Consider the following 22,510-nt stretch of genomic DNA (forward strand, 5'->3'; position numbering starts at 1 on the left):
GAATTTATCACCAACTGGTCAACTTTGCACGGTCACATGAGAAAAATGCACCAAGGATGTGCTTTTCAAAAGGGCAATACGTGCTAATATCCGCCCCCACCCTATGATCAGAAAACCAACTAGGATCAATGGATTATGACCGTCTTAAGCACATTAGGCCCGCTACTCGCTGCGTTGCTCATAGGTTACTTTATCAATGTTAACCTGCTCACACCTAAGCTCGTAAACAAGGCCCTGAGTCAACTGACTTACCTTATTTTATTACTGATCGGGTACAGCATCGGCGCCCTCGATAACCTAATGGCCAAAATCGGCATTGCCGGCTATCAAACAGTGGTATTAATCATTGCTACCACCCTCCTGCCATTACTTTGCTTGTGGATAAGCGGTCGTGTTTTCCACGCCAGCGCCAGCAAGGTAGAACATGTGGATAACAGCCGTTCTACGCGTCAAGCCCTAGTGGATGCCATCCAAACCCTTGCAGTGGTATTCGTAGGCATCGTCTTAGGTTGGTTGCTCAAAGAATGGATTCCCAATGTCGACAAACCAGTAGAATGGCTACTGTATTTACTGCTGTACTTAATCGGCTGCCAACTTCGCCAAGGCAACTACCGCCTTCGTAAACTGCTACTAAACTCCCAGGGGGTCATCATTGGCACTGTCGCCGTCCTAGCAACCTTGGTATCAGGACTGATCGCAGGCACCTTCTTAGGACTGGATTGGAACCATAGCTTAGCCGTTGTATCAGGCTTTGGTTGGTACAGTTTATCCGGCATCTTGATTACCGGTTTAGGCGATCCCATCCTAGGTACAACCGCCTTCTTACTGGATCTCGGACGAGAAATCATCGCCCTCATCTTCATCCCCATGCTGGCACGCATCAGCAGCCATCTGTCCGTTGGCTATGCAGGTGCCACCGCCATGGACTTTACCCTGCCCCTTTTAGGCAAGGTACACGGACCAGACATCGTCCCTATCTGCGTCGCTAGCGGCTTCATCATGAGCGTACTAGGCCCCATCCTAATCCCACTCTTCATGGGCATGTAAGAAGTATCTAGGACTGAGCGGAATCCTAAAGTCCATTTGGAGCGCACTCTAGGACGTGTCCGTGGAGCGGAAAATGGACTTAGGATGTAGCCTTTCGGGTCAGCTTAAGGAGGGGAAAAATTAATTTTGGAGTTAGCCAAAAAGAATCTAGCGTCTATTTGGAGCGCACTCTAGGACGTGTCCGTGGAGCGGAAAATAGACGCTAGATTCGATTTTCTGATGAGGTGGAACGTAAGCATTTAGGCCTAAGCGAAGTCCTAAGGTCCATTTGAAGCGCACTCTAGGACGTGTCCGTGAAGCGGAAAATGGACTTAGGATGTAGCCTTTCAAATAAGCCATGAAGCAGAAAACAGACTTAGGGTGTCGCCTTTCACACTAAGCAATTACCCGATGCCACAAGCCAAGGATATTCCCTTGATCCTGCTCTGATACATTCTCAGCATTCAGAGTGTCTTTTAGAATCTCTTCAAAGTACTGGTCAAACGCCACATCGCCCTCTTCCTCTGCAGCACTGTGAAGCCCTAACAGCCCCAACAGATAAGCGCAGTAAAACAGCTGATCACCATCGTCTGCTTGATGCTCTAGATCCCGCAGCTTATCGCACAAATCATCTGCGCGTTCTGAGTAAGTCGTCATAAAAATCCTATATATAAGAAAGCCGACCTCTCCCTGATACAGCGAGAGGTCGGCTTTGGATGTCTTTATTAGTTGTTACGGCTTAAGTTTCAATGTCTCAAGAGTACGAGCGCGAACTTCCAGCAACAAGTCAGTATTTTCAACAAGTGACTGGCCGTAAGAAGGCACCATCTCTTTCAGCTTGGTTTGCCATTCATCAGACGCTACACGGTCAGCAAAACAACGCTCAAGAATATTGATCATGGTATTAACCGTCGTTGAAGCACCTGGAGAAGCCCCTAGCAAAGCAGCAATAGAGCCGTCTTCTGCGGCGATTGCTTCGGTACCAAACTCAAGCTTACCGCCACCGTTCGGATCTTTCTTAATGATCTGAACCCGTTGACCTGCGTATGCCAAGCTCCAGTCTTTATCTTGTGCATCAGGAAAGAAGTTACGCAATGAATCACAACGATCTTTGTGAGACTGACGTACTTCGCTGATCAAGTACTTGGTTAGATCCATGTTGTTCTTACCCACACTCAGCATGTTGCCAAGGTTGTCAGCTCGAACACTCTTCATCAGGTCAAACACAGAACCTTGTTTCAAGAACTTCGTTGTGAAGCCAGCAAACGGGCCGAATAGAATGGCTTTTTTACCGTCAATGATACGGGTATCTAGGTGAGGCACAGACATTGGTGGCGCGCCAATTGGGGCAGCACCATACACTTTAGCAAAATGCTGCTCGACCAATTCTGGTTTTTCACAAACAAGCCACTGTCCACTGACAGGGAAGCCGCCGTAGCCTTTGCCTTCTTTGATGCCGGACTTCTGCAATAGAGGCAATGCACCGCCACCCGCACCTAAGAAGACAAATTTCGCATGAATATCACGGTGGGAACCATTTTGGTTAATGGTGACCTTCCAAGTACCGTCTGTTTGCTTCTGTAGATCCACTACGTCAGCACTCAACTCAACGTTAAAACCTTCTTGGGTCGTTAGGTGTGCCGCCATGCTACGGGCAATGGCACCGAAGTTCACATCTGAACCGTGCTCAATACGAGTCGCCGCTAATGGTTCGTCACCGGAGCGGTTTTTCATGATGAGTGGCATCCACTCAGTCATCTTTTCGCGGTCTTCAGTGAACTGCATTTCTCTAAAGGCTGGATGGGCACTCATGGCCGCATGGCGAGATTTCAGCATCTCGACATTACGCGCGCCCCATACAAAACTTTGATGTGGTACGCGGTTAATAAATTGCTGAGGTTCTGGCAATAAGCCTTTTTCAACTAGGTAAGACCAGAATTGTAGGCTCACTTCAAAGGCAGCATTGATGTTCACTGCTTTATCGATGTTGGTAGAGCCGTCTGCATTTTGAGAGGTATAGTTCAATTCGCAGTAGGCTGCATGTCCAGTCCCTGCGTTGTTCCAACCGTCAGTACTTTCTTGAGCAACTTTTTCCAAGCGCTCCACCATAGAAATGGAGAGAGATGGATCAAGCTCTTTTAGTAACATGCCTAAGGTGGTGCTCATTGCACCGCCGCCGACTAATAGTACGTCTACAATGTTTGAGGTCATATGATTTCGCCGTGTCATAGCCAGTTTGTAGTGTGAGAGTGGCGTAAAAAGAAGGCTCTTGGCCATAAGGCAAGGTACGGATAAGACATGGTTCAATGACTCATTCGAACCTTTCCTATGCTATCTGGGTGGAGATATTTGCACTTCGTCACCACTCTCCTCAGAACGCCTTCCAAAGTGGATGAGTAATCACTCTGGCAAAAACGATCAACCATGCAGGCCTTCTGAGCAGGTGTAGACTCGATTATACGGTTTATAACCATGAATGTCTTGAGACGATGGTATTAGTTTACCTTCAAAAGTGACGCTCTCACGCATTTTTTTACGTAAAAATGTCGATGATTAACGCCTTGTTTTCATAGGGAAACCCAGATATTTCAAGGTCGACGCTAGCCTATACAATTAAATACAGAGAAAAGCTTTATAAATCCAAGAAATAGCCGATATTAATAGAGTGGTTAGAGGATAAGCACACAGCACATTCACGAGGTCTGTTATGAAAGCGATCGACATCATGACAAAGGACGTTATCACCGTGGAGATGGATACTCGTTTACCAGATGTAAAACTTCTGATGCAGCAGCATCAGTTTCATCATTTGCCTGTGGTCGACAAAGGCCAACTTATTGGGGTGATTTCAGACCGCGACCTGCTACGTCTTGTCAGTCCTTTCATTGGTAAAGTGAACGAACAAGCCCGTGACCTTGATACGCTCAACCGCGCCGCCCATCAGGCCATGACACGCCAACCCATTACCGTTAAAGCCGATACAGATATTAAAGAAGCCATCAATTGGATGTTAAAAACAGGGATTTCCTGCGTTCCCGTGGTTGATGATGAGCATTATGTAATTGGCATCATCACTTGGCGCGACCTCATCGCTCACGCCAAGTATGACTGACGGCTGACTATTTGAAGGTGAAGACGTAACCTGACGCACTCAGGTAATCGGCTTCCCGCTGTAGGTTTGCGAGGGTCAAAGGACGGCTATCCAACCAGCCTGGCAAGAATTCCGCATGCAATGACTTATCCGCTGCTTTTAAGGTGAACATTGGCATGTCCCCTTCTTTGCGATCAATATGCAGCATAATGGATAAGCGTAACAAGATCGCCAAACGGTCAAGATCCTGCTGATCACTCTTAGTAAAACGGAACTCCAAAGACTGGGTAAACTTACGACGATGCCTTAGGACAAGACTTGCTAAAGCTTGCTGCTCCTGTTGGGAGAACCCCGGCATGTCAGATTCACTGATGATGTAAGCCCCATGTTTATGATAGCGGCTGTGGGAAATGCCCAAGCCGCATTCATGTAGCAAGCTCGCCCAGCGCAAGATATCTTCATTAGACAAGGAATCTAGTAGCCAGTCTTCTTTCACCTGAGCCAGCATGGACAAAGAAGTGTGGGTCACCAGCTTCGCCTGATCCATGTCTATATGGTACTGGTTCAACATGTAGTTCACCGTACGTTCACGAATATCCGTGTCCGCATAACGTCCCATAATGTCAAACAAGACACCTTCTCGCAGAGCGCCGACAGAAAAGTCCATTTGCTTGATGCCAAAACACTCAAACACTGCAGTCAAAATCGCCAAGCCAGCGGCGATGGTGGATTTGCGTTCCGGCTTCAGACCAAGAATGTCGACCTTATCCGCATGTCCCGCGTCAAATAAGAACTTTTGTAGCTGCTTTAGCACCTTAGGCGTAATGCCTTTTTTACTCCAGCCGTTCTCAACTGCAATGTTATACACCGCTTTAATGGTGCCAGAGGAGCCAATGGCCACGTCCCAGTTTTCGTCTAAATAATCATCTTGAATACTGAGCAACTCTAGGCGAGCCGCAGTGACGGCTTTTTGAAAGTTGGATTTAGTAATAGTGCCATCAGCAAAGAAACGTTTTCGATAGCTCACACAGCCCATGTGCAAACTTTCCGTGAGGATAGGCTCCAGCTGCTGACCAATGATAAATTCCGTGGAACCACCACCTATATCAACCACAATACGCTTCTGATCCCCATGATCCATGGTCCGGGCAACCCCCACATAAATCAGACGAGCTTCCTCTCGCCCCGCAATGATCTCAACCGGGTGGCTAATAATGTCCATGGCTTTAGAAATAAAGTCATAGCGATTCTTGGCGGCGCGCAGGGCATTGGTGCCTACGATACGTACGGAGCCATGGGGGAAGTCATCAATCACCTGGGCAAACTGAGCAATACAGTCCAACCCTCTTTTTTGGGATTCTTCATCTAAGGTGCCGTCATCTTGTAGACCAGCGGCAAGCTGAACCTTTTCTCCATACTGGCCAGTGATCCTAAGTTGGCCATGGGCGACTTGCGCAACCACCATATGGAAGCTGTTTGATCCAAGGTCTATGGCAGCGATTTTTTCGAAGGGAAAGTCATGCGATTGTTGCACTAAAAGTGATTGCATCCATTAACGCCTTTTCGAGAATTCAATGTATTGGCGAAGATTAACTGGTTTAGACGAGTGTGTCATGGGCAAATTCTCCCTCTAAGGGACTGGAAATACAGGGAGCAAACCATGACATTTACCAAAAACGATCAAAAAATTAGCAAAAAACCGCATAAATCGGTTGTAAAACTATAGACCTTGGCAAATTGTCCAACTATAGTTACTCAGTCTGCTGGATACGCTAATTAAATATTTAGAGCGTTCTGGTGACTCCAATCAGGTGTTACACGCTGTTTCGACTTGCATCGAAAGCAATATGAATCCCAGCCATGGTTATTTTCCTTAGCCGGAATTCGGTGTCGATAGGCAGCTTATTTTATGCAATTTTCCCGACACTGATCATTTAACGCGGTGTAACAACATCACCATGATCCCGTCATTTGTCCTCATATGAGCCAAAAACTAAACTCGTTTATGAACCTTACCGAATTAAAAAAGAAATCAGTACCAGAACTATTAGATATCGCAGCGGAAATGGGGTTAGACAACCTTGCCCGCTCCCGTAAACAAGATGTTATCTTCGCTATTCTTAAGCGCCACGCTAAAAGTGGAGAAGATATCTACGGCGATGGCATCCTTGAAATTCTGCAAGACGGCTTTGGCTTCTTACGCTCTCCAGACAGCTCATACTTAGCAGGCCCTGACGATATCTACGTTTCCCCGAGCCAAATTCGCCGTTTTAACTTACGAACAGGTGATACCATTGCCGGGAAGATCCGTCCGCCAAAAGATGGCGAACGCTACTTCGCACTGTTAAAAGTAAACGAAATCAACTTCGACAAGCCTGACAGTGTCCGTAACAAGATTCTATTTGAAAACCTGACGCCATTATTTGCGGATGACCGCCTAGTAATGGAAACAGGTAACGGCTCTACGGAAGACATTACCTCTCGAATCATCGACCTAGTGGCGCCGATGGGTAAAGGTCAACGTGCTTTGGTGGTATCACCACCGAAAGCCGGTAAAACATTTATGTTGCAGAACATCGCAAATGCGATCACCCGCAACAACCCAGAATGTCACATGATCGTATTGCTGATCGATGAACGTCCTGAGGAAGTAACAGAGATGTCCCGTACCGTTCGCGGTGAAGTGGTTGCCTCGACCTTCGACGAACCCCCAGCTCGTCACGTTCAAGTGGCAGAAATGGTCATCGAGAAAGCAAAACGTTTGGTTGAACACAAAAAAGATGTCGTGATCCTATTGGATTCCATCACGCGTCTGGCCCGTGCTTACAACACAGTGATCCCTTCCTCCGGTAAAGTATTGACCGGTGGTGTGGACGCCAATGCCCTAGAACGTCCTAAGCGCTTCTTCGGTGCTGCCCGTAACGTAGAAGAAGGCGGTAGTTTGACGATCATCGCCACAGCCTTGGTTGACACTGGCTCTAAGATGGACGAAGTCATCTTCGAAGAATTTAAGGGTACTGGTAACTCCGAGTTACACCTTGACCGTAAGATCGCTGAAAAACGCACCTTCCCTGCAATCAACATTCGTCGCTCCGGTACGCGCCGCGAAGATCTGTTGACGACAGAAGACGAACTGCAGCGTATGTGGATCCTGCGTAAGCTTCTGAACCCAATGGAAGACATTGCGGCCACAGAATTCCTCATCGACCGTCTTAAAGTCACCAAGACTAACGACGAGTTCTTCGAGTCGATGAAAGGCAAGAACAAATAAAGGCGATTCATTCGTCTTTCAAAAAAGCCACTTTACACGTTTTCGTGAGAGTGGCTTTTTTTTTCCAACGAGACGCCGATATAATACCGCAACATATGATCGCCCCAGAGCGACACACGAGAGAATGATGGAGTAGTCTAGGTGAAAGACGTCAGCGCAAAAGTGGTTCAGGTTGAATCACTCAACAGCACAGTATTCGCAGCGAAGTTACAACTGGAAGACACGAGCTTTATTGCAGGGCAATATTTAATGATCGCCTTACCCACTGGCGAGAAAGTGCCTTACTCGATTGGCAGTGCGCCCCACGAATTACCGTACCTGACGCTTTACATCCTAGTGTCTGATGAATCCTCATTAGCCTTCAAAGTGGTTGAGCATTTACAAAAGAGCGACACTGTTGAACTCAGTATACCTGGAGGAGACGCTCATATTGAATCGGCAAATCAGCCGTTCGATGCCCCACTACTTCTGATCGCGGGCGGTACTGGCTTTGCTCAGATGAAGAGCATCTACGATGACTTACTGCACAAGCAATACCAAGGAGAAGTACACTTCTATTGGGGATTGCGCACCTCAGCAGACACCTTCATCATGGATTGGATCGACAGTCACAGCGCCCCAGACAACTTCCATATTCACGTGGTATTAAACGAAGGCGATAACAACTGGCTAGGCCGTACAGGCTGGTTGTACGAAGCTATTTTAGAAGATCACCTAGAGCTAACGAATAGCCATGCGTTCATCAGTGGCTCCGTTGGTATGGTCTATGGCACCTTAGATCAATTGGAAGCCAGAGGCATTAACGAGAAAAACTGCCATTCAGACGTGTTTGCCTACGCCCCACGCCCTAGCAAATAAGCAATTTTAAAGAAAAATCTTATTTGAAAACAATTCTCATTACTGATAAATTAAACCCACATCAGTAATGAGGTTTGTATGTCCGGCTCCCCCAAATTAGAAGATATTTACCGCGCGCACCATCCGTGGCTCTCTAATTGGCTTCAAAAGCGTCTTGGCTGTCATGCTCAGGCGGCGGATTTAGCTCAGGACACCTTTGTAAAACTCATCACCAAACCCAAGAAATTTCCTAACTTGCAGGAAGCAAAAGCCTTTGTCACGACCATTGCGAAAGGCCTGTGTATTGATCACTGGCGTCGTAAACAGATCGAACAAGCTTGGTTAGAGAATCTAAAATTAGCGGAAGAATATCGCCATATTGATGAAGTGGCTCAGCGCGCCATCATTGATACTTTAATCATCCTGGATGAGTGGCTTGCAAAGCTCCCCGATGATGTGACCCGTGCTTTTATCGCGTCCCAGGTACAAGGCTTTACCTATGCCGAAATCGCTGACCAATTGCAGCTTTCGGAACGCACAATTAAACGCTATATCGCCCAAGCTCTGGTGCATTGCGCGCAACTTATTGACGATTAACATGACCGACTCAAGCTACCAAATATCTCCAGATCATGCCTTACGACAAGCAGCAGAATGGGCTGTAGAGTTAGGAGATAACCCGAGCTCGGGCACCCTCTATCAATGGCAAAGCTGGCTTAATCAACACCAGCAACACCAACAGGCGTGGCTTAAGATCCAGCAGGTTCAAGCGCGTTTTCAAACGGTAGAGAACTCTCAAACAGCAAAAGGTGTGCTAGCTAACACGCCAGAGAGACAAATCAAACGCCGTGAATTTATACGTCGTCTAGCAGCCTTTGGCAGCCTCTCTATGGGGGCAGGCTGGGTGACTAACCAAACCCAAGTGGGCAATTGGGTCGCCAATCTTTCCGCCGATGCCCACACCAACATAGGTCAAAGACGTCAAATCAAAACCTTTGCTGGTGACCTCTGGCTGAACACTGTCAGCGCCATTAACTTAAATGACCGACCTAACCAATTGATTTATGAACTACTGGACGGCGAGTTGGCGCTGAATTCCATGGGCAACCAAGCCGTAATACAGCGTATGCGAATTGATGACGCTAACATCATTTCCAAACAAGCTCGCTATGCCGCCCGACGTTTTAGCTCAGGCCATTACCAAATTTCCGTATTTGAAGGACAGGCTATAGCTCTAGTGAATCAACAGCGCATTCACATTCCTGCACGGCAATCACTGATTATCAAAGATCATACAAAGGCAACCATGACGCCTGTCGCGCCCCACGCCATTAGCTGGACAAAAGGACGCCTAGAAGCCCTCGATCTACCTCTCGCCACCCTAGTCGGTGAGTTAAACCGTTACACTATCGGCCATATCCATGTGGATGAGACGCTTAAGTCGTTACGGGTGATGGGCTCTTTCCCCTTAGACGACCTAGATAGCTCTACTCAGCTTTTAGCTCAAATAGGCCCGATCAAAGTCACTCAGCCACTCCCCTATTTGACTCTTATTCAGTCAGCTTAATTTTTTTTTAAAAATTTTTTGTCCCTTTTTCCATCACTCAATCGGTAACAGTAATAAGAACGATTATTACTGGAGATAACATGAATTTCGCTATTAACAAAATTGCGAAAGGACTCAAACTTCACCGCCAATGGATTCTGGCAAGCTCACTCACCCTATCTTGCACGGTACTGCTTGCATCCCAAGTGACTGAGCGCCACCAATACGACATAGAAGCCGGATCCTTGGCTTCAGCCCTAACGCAGTTTGCTAGCCAAACGGGAATTTACCTAAGCAGCCCGAGCGGATTGCTGGCTGGTAAAACGACGGCCGGTTATCAAGGGGAAGTGAGCGGCATCGAAGCCCTAGGGTTTCTATTGCAAGGCTCTAACCTGACGTTTCGCGAAACCGAAACGGGTGACCTAGTCATTATGGATAGCCAGACCCAAGAGGGGCTCATACTGTCACCACTATTGGTAGAAGCGACTGAGGAAAACACCGTCGGCCAAACCAGTATCAACCAAGACGAAATCAACACCATGGCAGGCGCCACGGGCTCTATGACCTCATTGCTTCGAGGTAATAGTAGCGTGCAATACAGTCGCTCCAGTAACCTGTCAGCGAATGCGGCCAGCTTGCGTCCTGAAGAAATCTCCATCCACGGGCAAGCCTCCTACCAAAACGCTTACTTAATTGATGGGGTCGGCACTAACAATGATCTCAACCCTGGAGACAACGAAGACTCTTTCTCCAACCCCATTACACCTACTAATCTTTCTATGCTCGGCGGTAGCTCCTCCCAAAGCTACTACGTTGATCCAGATGCCATCAGCAAGGTAACGGTTTACGATGTAAACGTTCCGGCACAATACGGTGGTTTCACCGGAGGTGTAGTGGACACTCAACTACTACGCTATCAAGGAGAAGATTACACGGCTATCAAGTATTCGATTTCTGGTAGCGACCTCAACAGCATGCATGTGGATGAAGAGACGAAAGAGGATTATGAAGATGGGGACGGCTATGACGGCAGCTACACTCCGGATTACATCAAACAACGTGTCTCCCTAACCAGTGTGGGCTCCATCAGCGAAAACCTGAGTGGCGGTATCATGGTATCCCGCTCCCAGTCTGACTTTGAACAAGTTTATAATGACAATGGGGGACGCGGCACTAAAACACCGATAGACTACACAGACCAAATCAACAATGTGATGGGACGCTTGGACTACTCAGCATCTGATCGCCTTGATTTAGGACTGTCTGCTCGGTACTCGGATCGTAACCACAACGGGATCACATCCACCTCCTATGACGCGCCTTTTACCAAGACCCACCAAGCGTACGGTTTAACTGGGGAGAGTGTTTACTATGGCACTTCCGGCAGCTTAACCACACAATTGAGCTTCGATCGTGCGTTTGATCAATTGGACTCAGAGTCTGCGCTCTACGCTTATCACCCAACGGAAAACTACACCGGAGACGATCAGTTTTCTGGCGGTTATGGGGATGTTCACCAGCAACAAGACACCACTAACTTTTCCACTCAATGGAAGCAAAACCCTATCCAATGGGGCGATACTTTCCATACCTTAACAACCGGTCTACAAGTCTCTCAGATCGACGCCTTTTATGAAGTAGAAGGGGACATTATCGGTGAGACTTACAGTTGTCTTAGCGGCTCAGCTTCTGCGGGCTGTGATGACAGTAACAACGACGGGGTCCATGACGAAAACGATGAATACCTGCGTAGTCGCTCCGTTCTGTCGGCAAACCGGTTTAACAAGACTTACCAAACCTATGGGGCGTTCTTAGAAGACAGCATCTCCACTGGTAACTGGACCTTTAACCTAGGCCTGCGTGCCGATTACGAAACGCTGCTGGAAAACGTTAACATCGCCCCGCGTTCGAGCGTGGTTTGGGATACCTTTGGCGATGAAAGTACCGTAGTGACCGCTGGTGCCAACCGCTATTACGGTCGCAGCTTCTTACGCTACGCCATCAATGACACCTTGCGCAGCTGGCGTACAGCGTACACCTACAACAGCTCAGGTGAACTCACCCGTACTAGCACTTACGCGGATCGATCCGTGTCAGACTTTGACCTAAAAACCCCTTACTCTGATGAGTTAAGCCTTGCTCTCGCACAAAAAATTGGCCCCATGAAAGCCACTTTAAAAGGCGTTTCCAGAGATTCCAAAGACGGTGTACAACGGGCACGTAATGACGACAACCAGTATTACTACACCAACACAGGTGTCAGCGAATATAAAAGCGTTTCGTTAGAACTAGAGACGTTAAAAGGGTTCCAAATAGGTCGTACGGTCACCCATCTGAAAACCTCTATTTCAGTACAAGAGTCTAAGTCGAATTCTCAATCGGATAACGCCTACGATGAGACCTTCAACGAAGACACCGTGTACTACAAGGGAGAGCTAGTCTATTCAGATGACTTGCCGTCTTGGGACTACAGTATCCCATTCAACTTCCGTTTCAGCACCACCACGGAAATACCTTCTTGGAATCTAATCTGGGGCAACAGCATCAACCTCCACGCAGGAGGCAAGGTGGCCACAGACAGCGGCGAAAACATTGATATCGGGGATGTCAGCTTCGATGTCTATGAAGACGTTAAATTTGATCGCTACGCCACCCTTGATACCAACTTCACCTGGACACCAAACATTGTCAGGGACTTAGACGGTTACCTACAAGTGGGCATCAACAACGTCTTTGACAAGGTCATTGATGTATCCACTAACGACAGTAACACCAGCTACACCGTTGGACGTTCCGTGTCACTAGAAGTGGGTATGCGTTTCTAACGCATACCCCGTTGACCTTCGCCCCGACTTTCATGATCTAGATAGAGAACGATATGCTCCACCTTTTGATATCGAAGCACCTATTCAAGGGATTCGTCACACTGACGCTTGCCTTATGGGGACTACACGCCACCGCCAACATGCTGGCAAACAAACACCCAGCCCCTTGGCAAGAAGCCGAAAAATTAGTGCGTCAAGGAGCCTTTGACTGGGATCCCCGTATCCTTCATGGCACCTTAGGGAATGGCATGAGTTATGTGTTTTTTGACTCCCGCCAAGACACCGAAACATCAGAGGCCACCAGTTTACAGATTCAGCTGATTGTTGAAGCGGGCGCCACCGACGAGAACACAGATCAACTTGGTGTCGCTCATATGGTGGAGCACATGTCGTTTCGTAGCACCCAACGCTATCCCAATGGTGCCCGGGCTGCCCTTGAGGCCCTCGGCCTCACTCAAGGGCGAAGCTTCAACGCCATGACCAATGCCGATGCCACCCGATACATGTTCACCCTGCCTGATAGCAAAGTGGATACGGCACAAAGCACCTTATCGATCCTAAAAGAGATGATGTTTGCGCCACTGATTAGCGCAACAGATTGGCGTACTGAGCAGCCGATTATTCTTGAAGAATGGCGTGGTGGCTTGAGTGCCCGAAAAAACATCAATGACCAGAAAAAAGCCATTATCCGAGTGGGTTCTGCTTATCCTGAACGCCCAGTCATCGGTACCCAAGACAGCATTACCCACACTCCCGTTAGCCGTATCAAAGACTTTCACAGGGACTGGTATGCACCGAATAACATGACCCTAGTCATGGTAGGTGCCATGGATCGAGCACAGGCTCAGAGCCTAATCGAAACTACCTTTTCCGACGTGCCGTTCAAAGCCTTACCCCTGCGCAAGCCTAAGGACCCAGAGCTAAAAGACGTCCTACATATTGATACCCTAACCGATCCAGAAAGCCGCCTGAATCGAATCGCCTATTTGTTCCGATTCCCTAAAATACCAAGAGACAACCTCGTTTCTCGACGGGATCAGCTTATTGCCTACCTTGGTAAAAAACTCTTGAGCCAGCAGATTCGACGCCAATCAGACGCCAATCCAGATTTTATTAGCCTTAACGCCGTCAAAGGCGAAGCCTCTCCTAACGTAGATCTAGTTGCTTTTGGCACCCTATACAATCCCGGCAATATGGCAAAGCAACTTGAAAATATGCTCACAGAAGTAGAACGAGTCCGTCGTTATGGTTTTTATCAAGACGACTTTGACAAGGCGCTTTTGGATGCCCGACAGACGGCCATCCGTAATATTGAAGCCGCAAAATCTCGGGGGGTATTCTGGCTGGCTAAGCTCAATACTGCCGCCACTAACAACACGCCATTACCCGACCCAAAATTGCATAATGAACTAGCCATCGCACTGTTAGAGACCATTGATCTGGAAGACGTTAATCAAATGGTTCGAGACTGGTTGTCTATGCCAGACCGGGTAGCGTATTTGCAAAAGGCCGGAGATAACCAGCATCCAGAGACCTTAAACACCAAGCTGGTGATAAACACCCTCAAGCAAGTGCAGGACAAACAACTGACCGCACCGGTAGCATTTGCCGCTATCCCGAGCAGGACCCTACACGCCCAGATCAATCACCAACCAGCGGAGCCACTATCGAGAGAAAGCACTGGTGTCAGCCAATGGCAATTAGCCAACGGCGAGCAACTCTGGCTAGTGGAAACACCGAGCGCAGGCAATCGGATTCGTTTTGAAGCCGTGCAGGATATTGGCTTCAACAATACCCTATTTGATCGAGCCTACACCCAAGTACTCATACAAATGATGTCAAACCAGCCTCCCAAAGGTTGGACGCCAGACGAATATGATCAATGGAAAAAAGACTTTGGTGTATCAGGAAGCTGGGACCAAAGCGAGCACCAGCGAACCTTTGCCGTGACCATAGACCAGCAGAAGCTGGCCGCCCAACTGGCCACTTATCAACAACTGCAAGCCATCTCAGGTATTTCCGAAGACGTTTACACAGGTTACATGGACACCTTAAGGCGTATGGATAACAGCCAGGTGGTCCGAGTATCGGAGCAGTTCCGAGAAACTTTCGCCGAATACAAATATGGTCAAAGTTTCACTCTAAAAAATGAACTCGATGGGATTCTAGGGGCTAAGCGCCAGACTTTATCACAGCAAGCGAAAGCCCTTAATAAACGCCCTGCTACCTATTTTGTGGCAGCGAAAAACGTAGAGCGCTTACTGCCTGTGTTCAATAAATACTTAGGCGTCATCCAGAAAGATCAGCACCTAAGTAATATTGCAGGGCCTACTCTTAAACCGCTTATGGAGCATAACGAGTTCACCTTGAATATTGCCCGTGAGCCCAGAGCCACCTACCGTTTAGAGGCGTTTACTCCCCTACAATGGAATCCGAACTACACGGTGATGATTCCGCACCTAGCCGATAAAATGAACGCCAAATTCAAGCAAGTACTCAGGGGGGAAAAACAAGGGGTTTACAGCATTCACTCTGACCTGCGTTACGATATGAGTCAGCAAGGGGTGGTCGCTTCGGTCAAATTCACCAGTGCACCAGAGCGCATTGAAGAGCTGAACCAGACAGCCCGAGACTTATTAACCACCTGGTATCAAGAGCTAGATCAACAATGGGTCACAGAGCAGCGCGGCTTCTTCATGACAGCACAAGGCCGCCGGGATGAGCTGATTGATACACGTTTGTATCGCCTAAAACTGAGTTTGGAAAAATTTGGCGACACCCGTTATTTAGAGCAAGCTGAGCACCTTGAAAAAGGCTTCACTCTAGACAACCTCACGACTCTAATGAACAGCCTGACTTGGCCTAGCCTCACCGTGGGTATAATGCTCCCGTCCAACTAAATCAGACACAAAAAAACCGCATGAGCACCTCATGCGGTTTCTGGTTTACTAACCCAAGTTCTATGGCTTTTCGCTAGCGTGCGTTATCCGCCAAGTCATTCAACAAGGCACGTTGGGCACTGCGGTACTCCCCTTTACGAGGCTTGGCCAATTGATAGGAGCCATCGCTTTGTAAAATCCAGCTTTGGGTATTGTCGTTAAGGTAATACTCCAACTCTTTTTTCACCCGACGGGCCAACTTAAAGTCTTGAATTGGGAAGGCCACTTCCACTCGGTTATTCAAGTTACGATCCATACCATCCGCACTGGATAAGTACACCAGTGGCGTACGGTTATTGTAGAAATAGTAGACTCGGGTGTGCTCCAAGAAACGACCGATCACACTGCGCACTCGAATATTAGACGATACCCCTTTGATCCCTGGACGTAGAGTACAAATACCACGGACAATCAGATCGATCTTCACCCCTGCTTGGGACGCTTTGTATAGGGCTTGTACCAAACGTTGTTCCGTCAAGGAGTTCACCTTGATGATGATGCGGGCAGGCTCCCCTTTGGCAGCGTTTTCCGCTTCTTTGGCGATCATTTCTAACAGGCGATCACGCAAGGTAAAAGGCGCGTGAAGCAGCTTCTTCACTTTTAGCTCTTTACTCATGCCAGTGAGCTGCTGGAATACCCGATGTACGTCGTCACCAATCTCTTTGTCACAGGTTAAGAAGCTGTAATCCGTGTACAGACGCGCGTTACCTGCGTGGTAGTTACCCGTGCCTAAGTGGACGTAACGGGTCAATTCAGCGGCTTCACGACGCACAATCAAGATCATCTTAGCGTGGGTTTTGTGGCGAACCACACCATAGACCACAATCGCACCCGCATCTTGCAAGCGACTTGCCAAGGCCAAGTTTTCCGCCTCATCAAAGCGGGCACGAAGCTCGATGACCACGGTGACCTCTTTACCATTTCGAGCGGCTTCTACTAGAGCATTGGCAATAGGTGAGCGCGCTCCCGTACGGTAAAGGGTTTGACGAATTGCCACCACATTGGGGTCTTTCGCTGCTTCGCTGAGCATATCAATGACCGGCGAAAAGCTTTCGAATGGGTGCATCAACAGGTAATCACGCTGGCGGATGGATTCGAAAATCCCCCCAGATTTCGCCAGTTTATTAGGTAAGCCCGGTGAGAAAGGCGCGTACATAAGACTTGGACGATCCACCAGCTCCAGTACAGCAAGCAATCGGCTTAGGTTCACAGGGCCATCGATGCGGTACAAGTCTTCATTCGAAAGATCAAACTGAGCCAGCAGGGAGTCCACGATATGAACCGGACAGTTGTCGGCGATTTCCAAACGCACTGAGCTACCGTAATGTCGACTTTGCAGCTCGGTACGTAAGGCACCCGCCAAATCCAAACCGATATCGTCGGAGTCCACTTCCAAATCTGCGTTACGGGTCAAACGAAACTGGAAACAGCCTTTAACCGTCATCCCTGGGAATAACTGATCCGCATGGGCGTGAATGATCGAAGATAAGAACACCATGTTGTCCCCCCCTTCACACACGTCGTCTGGTAGTTTTACCAAACGCGGCAAGGAGCTGGGGGCTGGCACGATGGCAAGGCCATTTTCACGGCCAAAGGCGTCTCTGCCTTCCAATTCAACAACGAAGTTAAAGGTTTTGTTGGCCAAGCGTGGGAACGGGTGCGCCGGGTCCAACCCGATAGGGCTGATAATCGGTAAGACATTATCGCGGAAGTAACGTTTCACCCAAGCGGCTTGCTTCTCACTCCATAGGGAGCGGCGAATAAAGCGGATATTTTCTTCAGCAAGCTTAGGGAAAATAATGTCGTTTAATATGCGGTACTGACGGCGAACCAGCTTATGGGCGTGCTCGCTGATCAGACTGAGCACCTTCTTCGGGTGCATGCCATCTGGGCCGTTTTTCTCACGGCTGTATTCGATTTGGCTTTTTAGCCCCGCCACACGGATCTCAAAGAACTCATCCATGTTTGAACTAAAAATACATAAGAACATTAGTCGGTTAAGCACAGGATGGTTTTCATCCATGGCTTGTTCTAACACCCGGGCGTTAAACTGAAGATGGCTAAGCTCCCGGTTGAAATACAGCTCAGGATCATTGATGTCGATGTCTTCTGGCAAACGCTCTTCTATGGCCAAACGACTTGGATCAATAGGCTGCTCAGGAATGGGCTCTAATACCAGTTCTTCTGCCGCTTCTGCGATCTGTTTTTTAACCTCGGCAGCGCTGACTTCAGACTCACTCGAAGCACGTGTGGATTGGGTATCTTGTAAAGGCTTGTCGGACATAATGTTAGCCAGCTCCATTCGGCGCCATTGTGTTGATAAATGCAGGCTTTGCCAAACAAAGCCTGCTTAAAAAATTACACGAACGCAGCCAATAGGTCACGGGCTCTTTGGTGTATTTTCAGTATCTAAACACCAATCCGAACCAAACCTAGCCTAACCTTTTAACAGTCGGGCTGCGTCTTTTGCAAAATACGTCAAAATCCCATCGGCACCGGCGCGTTTAAAAGCCAATAGGGACTCCATCATGACGGAATCCTTGTCTAACCAGCCGTTTTGAAACGCGGCCATTTGCATCGCGTATTCACCACTGACTTGGTAAGCATAGGTCGGTACGCCCAGTTCGCTTTTAACGCGGCGCACCACATCTAGGTACGGCATGCCTGGTTTCACCATGACCATGTCAGCACCTTCATCCAGATCCAAAAGAACCTCACGAATGGCCTCATCCGTATTCGCTGGGTCCATCTGGTAATTAAATTTATTGCCCTTACCTAGGTTGCCCGCTGAGCCCACGGCATCACGGAAGGGTCCATAGTAAGCCGAAGCATATTTTGCCGAGTAAGCCATGATACGAGTGTTAATATGGCCTTCCATTTCCAACTCATCACGGATCGCGCCAATGCGGCCATCCATCATGTCGGATGGTGCAATCACCTGAGCGCCAGCAGCGGCGTGGGATAAGGCTTGCTTCACCAGCACTTCAACGGTCACATCATTTAGAACGTAGCCGTCTTCATCAATGATGCCGTCTTGCCCGTGGGTCGTGAATGGATCCAGGGCCACATCTGTCATGACACCTAATTCAGGGAAGTGTTCACGTAACGCTCGTACGGCGCGCTGTGCCAAACCATCTGGATTGTAGGCTTCTTCTGCCAGTAAGGATTTTTTCTCTGTTCCCACCACTGGAAACAAAGCCACCATAGGAATCCCCAAATCCATCAGCTCTTGGGCTTCTTTTAATAGCAAATCGATGGAAACACGTTCAACACCTGGCATGGACGGCACAGGCTCACGGGTATTCGTCCCCTCGATCACAAACATTGGGTAAATAAGATCGTCAGCGCTCAAGCGATGCTCACGCATTAAACGGCGAGAGAAATCGTCTTTTCGCATGCGGCGCATACGTGTGATCGGAAAGGTCATATACCAGCTCCTTAATTTACGAGTCGTAAGCTATAAATAAATTATGACAAACATGTTACAAAAACAAAGTCTGTCATAGAAAACAAGGGAAAGCTCGTTAGTAACGACTTCCCTATTAATAAGAAGCCTACATTCTAGAGCAAATCAGGAGGGGAAAACTTGACCCTATTCAGGAAATTTATCGTAAACTTAAATCTCTTAGCCGTGATTTTGAGAACACCTCTTGAATACCCCCGCCTTTAAACAACCTCCCCACGCAAAACCGTTCTAAACTTTTGCCTTGAAAGTGCAGTATAATCACGCCTCACCAGATATTTGATAACGACCATTCGTGGATACCCCGTAACGATGAAAACAAGACCAATTACTCGATGGCAATGGGCAAAAATCAGCTTGCTGTTTGGTTTGTTCTATAGCTTGATTGCCTACCTCATTAGCAGCCAATACCTTGATTTCATCCATACATCCAGCTGGCTTGGCAAAGGCTATTTAACCCTCGCCTTTGTGGGCCAAATAGGCTTTCTCTGTTTGCTAGGAGCCTTGCTCAGTGCCCTTTTGAGCTTTTTGATCAAGCAACGACACTTAAATTACCTATTATTGTGGCTCGTTGGCAGCGCCACCTTAGTGCTGCTTTATACAGACACCCGCGTCTACGAACTTTACCGTTTTCATTTAGGAGGCTTTGTTTGGAGTCTGGTGTTTGGTGAAGGGGCCAGCCAGGTAGTGGAAGTGTCTTGGTACACCATCGCCTTTAGCGCCTTTATGATTGCCTTGATGGCTCTCGCCAGTGCCATCGCCCTATGGGCAAGCGTTCGCATAACCTTAGCAAAACGGTTAAAAGGCAGTCGCTGGCTGTTTTGTCTAACGGTTATTGGCAGTTTGTTGGGCGCAAACCTGATGCACATCTGGTATGACGCCCACGGTAATTCAGAAATCCGTGCCATGACGCGTCACATCCCTCTTTATCAGCCAGCAACTGCGGTGCGCTTTATGGCCGAACAAGGCTGGATCGATCCGCACACGGTGACGGAACGCCCTAGTCTTCATAATGTGGCAGGCAGTGAACTAAACTACCCCACTCAAGGACTTCCCTTAACAAGCGACAGCAAACCTAATATTTTGTTTGTAACAGTGGATGCTTGGCGTGGGGACAACTTTGACCCTGTCACAACGCCGTTTACCTACTCTTTGATAAACCAGCCTGATGCCTTGTACTTCACGGACCATCAAAGCGGCGGCAACGTCACCAAGGGCGGTATTTTTAGCCTCTTCTATGCTCTGCCTCCGACCTACTGGGATGCCTTCACGGCGGCTCAACGCCCACCTGTATTTTTCGACACCTTATTTGAAGCGGGTTATACCCCAGGTATTTTTGGCTCAAGCCCTCTTATTAATCCAAGTTTTCACCGCAATGTGTTCAGCAGCATTCCTAATCTGAAAACCCAAACGGAAGGGGAAACAGCTTATTTACGGGATGAGAAGATGGTCAGCAATCTCGTGAATTTCCTTGAGCAGGACAACAAAGAACCTTTTGTCAGCTTTGTCTTTTTCGACGCGGCCCATGGCTATGTAGTGCCGCCAGATTTTGAGCCTATTTTCCAGCCTTATTGGGAGCGAGTGGATCATGTTGCCCTTGGACCAGATTTTGATCCACTGCCCTACAAAAACCGTTACCGCACCGCGTTACGATTTGTGGACGATCAAATAAAAACCATTTACCAAACCCTAGAGCGCACGGGCAAGCTAGACAATACCATTGTGATTTTCACCTCTGACCATGGGGAAGAATTCAATGAAACAGGTAAAAACTACTGGGGACACGGAGGCAACTTCACCCAGAACCAAACCCATGTGCCGCTACTGATTCTGTGGCCGGGCAAACAGCAACAGCAGATAGACTATCGCACCAGTCACTATGACCTAGTCCCAACTTTGCTCACCGAAGCTTTAGGCGTACAAACACCTATGCATGATTACAGCAGCGGTCTCTCCCTATTTGATAGCACCGAGCGGGAGTGGCTTTTGATTCATAGTTACTTTAATTACGGCGTCGTTATGAAAGATCGCATCATTACGACTTTTCCAACGGGGCAGTTTGAAGTCACCGACACAAATCTCAATCCAACGGATAAAACCATGCCCGCCAACATCACTTTGGATGTTTTGAAAGAAGTTAGCCGCTTCTATAAATAGAAGCGGCTATAGTTTGAAGATTCAGCCTTAGAAACGACTAAGGGCGAGCGATGAATTGCGCAATACGATCCAGAGCCACTTCTAATCGCTCACAGTCACAGGTGTAAGCAAAACGCACATACTTATGGGCATCTCGGGCACCGAAATCCGCTCCCGGCGTCAACGCCACATAATATTCATCTAATAAGCCTAAACACCAAGCCATGGCATTGTCTGTCACCCCAGACACATCCACATAGACATAGAACGCCCCTTGGGGCTCAGAGGCAATAGGCAAACCTAACTTATTCAGCCCAGCAATCAGAGTCTCTCTGCGCTTAGCCAAGGTGGCTCGACGCCCTTCACATTCCGCCAAGACATCGTCTTCAAACGCTCGAATCGCAGCATATTGAGACACAGCCGGTGCTGAGATAAACAAGTTCTGCGCCAGTTTAGTGGCCCCTTCGATGGCCCATTCCGGAACGACAATCCAACCTAGACGCCAGCCGGTCATAGCAAAGTATTTTGAGAAGCTGTTAATCACAAAGATATCATCGCTGGCACTCAGAGCGGTGAAGTCTTCCCCGTCAAACACCAGCCCTTGGTAAATCTCGTCTACTAATAAATGCCCACCGCGCTGACTTACCGCCTCCCAAGCTTGTGCCACATAAGCCTGGCTTAATACGGAGCCAGTGGGATTTGCAGGGGATGCCAGCCACATACCAGCCGTATTATCGTCCCAATGGTCATTCAAATTAGCCAGTGGAATCTCGAAGTTATCTTCTGTGCGGCAAGGCACCATGCGCGCCTTCGCCCCAACTTGAGCTAAAAAGTTGCGGTTACAGGGGTAACATGGGTCTGGCATTAATACCTCTTGCCCAGAGTTCACCATTAAAGAACTCAATAACAACAACGCACCGGATGCCCCCGGAGTGACCAGAATGCGCTCCGCAGCCACCTCTACGCCATAACGTTGTTGATAAAAACGACTAATAGCTTGACGCAGTTCAGGCAAACCTGCGGCAGAGGTGTAGCCCGTCTTCCCTGCGGCAATGGCGGCTTCACCCGCTCGGTTAACCGCCTCTGGGGCAACGAAATCCGGCTCCCCGACTTCTAGGTGAATCACATCTTCCCCTAGCCCTTGATAACGCTTTGCTCGCTCCATCACCGCCATAACTTGGAAGGGTGCAATATCGGCCACTCGGTTTGCTAATTTCTGCATGATATATCGTGAAGTCCTGAGATCTGGTTGAGAAAGAATGCACTTTTAGTTAAAAAAAAGTGGTTCTGGCGTACATTATCTGATAACTTTCCGCCCGAAAATTTAAACCACGTTAACTTAATGTAAACAGGTTACCACAAGGAACACCTGGGAA

14 protein-coding genes and 1 pseudogene are annotated in these 22,510 nt (G+C 48.3%); 9 read left to right on the forward strand and 6 right to left on the reverse strand.

Translation table 11 applies throughout. The features are described 5' to 3' along the window. The first annotated feature begins 135 nt into the window (after positions 1–135). Positions 136–1,047: a lysine exporter LysO family protein gene (locus ACFQ45_RS13955; RefSeq protein ID WP_377368726.1), complete on the forward strand. Its 912-nt coding sequence runs from the start codon at positions 136–138 to the stop codon at positions 1,045–1,047. 375 nt (positions 1,048–1,422) lie between these two features. Here ACFQ45_RS13955 and ACFQ45_RS13960 read toward each other — a convergent pair whose 3' ends face one another. Continuing rightward, positions 1,423–1,683, reverse strand: coding sequence for a hypothetical protein (locus ACFQ45_RS13960; RefSeq protein WP_377368728.1), 261 nt, complete (start codon positions 1,681–1,683; stop codon positions 1,423–1,425). A gap of 75 nt (positions 1,684–1,758) precedes the next feature. Further along, positions 1,759–3,303: a malate dehydrogenase (quinone) gene (gene mqo / locus ACFQ45_RS13965; protein WP_377368730.1), complete on the reverse strand. Its 1,545-nt coding sequence runs from the start codon at positions 3,301–3,303 to the stop codon at positions 1,759–1,761. Positions 3,304–3,733: 430 nt separating this feature from the next. On the opposite strand from mqo, the gene ACFQ45_RS13970 reads away from it, so the two are divergent. Next, positions 3,734–4,138, forward strand: coding sequence for a CBS domain-containing protein (locus tag ACFQ45_RS13970; protein ID WP_377368732.1), 405 nt, complete (start codon positions 3,734–3,736; stop codon positions 4,136–4,138). 7 nt (positions 4,139–4,145) lie between these two features. Here the strand turns inward: ACFQ45_RS13970 and ppx are convergent, their stop codons facing one another. Then, on the reverse strand, positions 4,146–5,666 hold the full coding sequence (gene ppx, locus ACFQ45_RS13975) for an exopolyphosphatase (protein ID WP_377368734.1): 1,521 nt from the start codon (positions 5,664–5,666) through the stop codon (positions 4,146–4,148). 459 nt (positions 5,667–6,125) lie between these two features. Between ppx and rho the strand changes: the two are divergent. From rho to ACFQ45_RS14005, 6 genes and pseudogenes are all read left to right on the forward strand, one after another. Continuing rightward, a pseudogene (gene rho, locus ACFQ45_RS13980) lies at positions 6,126–7,388 on the forward strand (transcription termination factor Rho); the annotation flags it as partial. A 141-nt stretch (positions 7,389–7,529) separates the two neighbouring features. Next, positions 7,530–8,246, forward strand: a complete 717-nt coding sequence (locus ACFQ45_RS13985; protein WP_377368736.1) for an NAD(P)H-flavin reductase — start codon at positions 7,530–7,532, stop codon at positions 8,244–8,246. Positions 8,247–8,324: 78 nt separating this feature from the next. After that, the gene (locus ACFQ45_RS13990; RefSeq protein ID WP_377368738.1) at positions 8,325–8,822 is read left to right on the forward strand and encodes a sigma-70 family RNA polymerase sigma factor; all 498 of its coding nucleotides are present in this window, start codon (positions 8,325–8,327) and stop codon (positions 8,820–8,822) included. Position 8,823: 1 nt separating this feature from the next. Beyond that, positions 8,824–9,792: a DUF4880 domain-containing protein gene (locus ACFQ45_RS13995; RefSeq protein ID WP_377368739.1), complete on the forward strand. Its 969-nt coding sequence runs from the start codon at positions 8,824–8,826 to the stop codon at positions 9,790–9,792. 80 nt (positions 9,793–9,872) lie between these two features. Next, positions 9,873–12,596 (forward strand): TonB-dependent receptor plug domain-containing protein, encoded by a 2,724-nt coding sequence (locus ACFQ45_RS14000; protein ID WP_377368741.1) that lies wholly within the window; start codon positions 9,873–9,875, stop codon positions 12,594–12,596. A gap of 53 nt (positions 12,597–12,649) precedes the next feature. Further along, complete coding sequence (locus tag ACFQ45_RS14005) at positions 12,650–15,496, forward strand: M16 family metallopeptidase (RefSeq protein ID WP_377368742.1); 2,847 nt, start codon at positions 12,650–12,652, stop codon at positions 15,494–15,496. A gap of 73 nt (positions 15,497–15,569) precedes the next feature. Here ACFQ45_RS14005 and ppk1 read toward each other — a convergent pair whose 3' ends face one another. Together ppk1 and hemB are read right to left on the reverse strand one after the other, a co-directional pair. Continuing rightward, entirely contained in the window at positions 15,570–17,819 is a 2,250-nt protein-coding gene (gene ppk1, locus ACFQ45_RS14010) for a polyphosphate kinase 1 (protein ID WP_377368744.1), read from the reverse strand. A 153-nt stretch (positions 17,820–17,972) separates the two neighbouring features. Next, positions 17,973–18,962 carry a porphobilinogen synthase gene (gene hemB, locus ACFQ45_RS14015; RefSeq protein WP_377368746.1) on the reverse strand — a complete coding sequence of 330 codons (990 nt, stop codon included), beginning with the start codon at positions 18,960–18,962 and terminating at the stop codon, positions 17,973–17,975. A 348-nt stretch (positions 18,963–19,310) separates the two neighbouring features. Between hemB and ACFQ45_RS14020 the strand changes: the two genes are divergently transcribed. After that, a complete protein-coding gene (locus ACFQ45_RS14020) occupies positions 19,311–21,155 on the forward strand; it encodes a DUF3413 domain-containing protein (protein WP_377368748.1) in 1,845 nt (614 codons plus the stop codon). A gap of 37 nt (positions 21,156–21,192) precedes the next feature. Here ACFQ45_RS14020 and ACFQ45_RS14025 read toward each other — a convergent pair whose 3' ends face one another. After that, on the reverse strand, positions 21,193–22,356 hold the full coding sequence (locus ACFQ45_RS14025) for an aminotransferase class I/II-fold pyridoxal phosphate-dependent enzyme (protein ID WP_377368750.1): 1,164 nt from the start codon (positions 22,354–22,356) through the stop codon (positions 21,193–21,195). Positions 22,357–22,510 lie beyond the last annotated feature (154 nt).

The organism is Rhodanobacter aciditrophus (genome assembly GCF_042679525.1).
GTDB classification, from domain to species: domain Bacteria; phylum Pseudomonadota; class Gammaproteobacteria; order Pseudomonadales; family Marinomonadaceae; genus Marinomonas; species Marinomonas aciditrophus.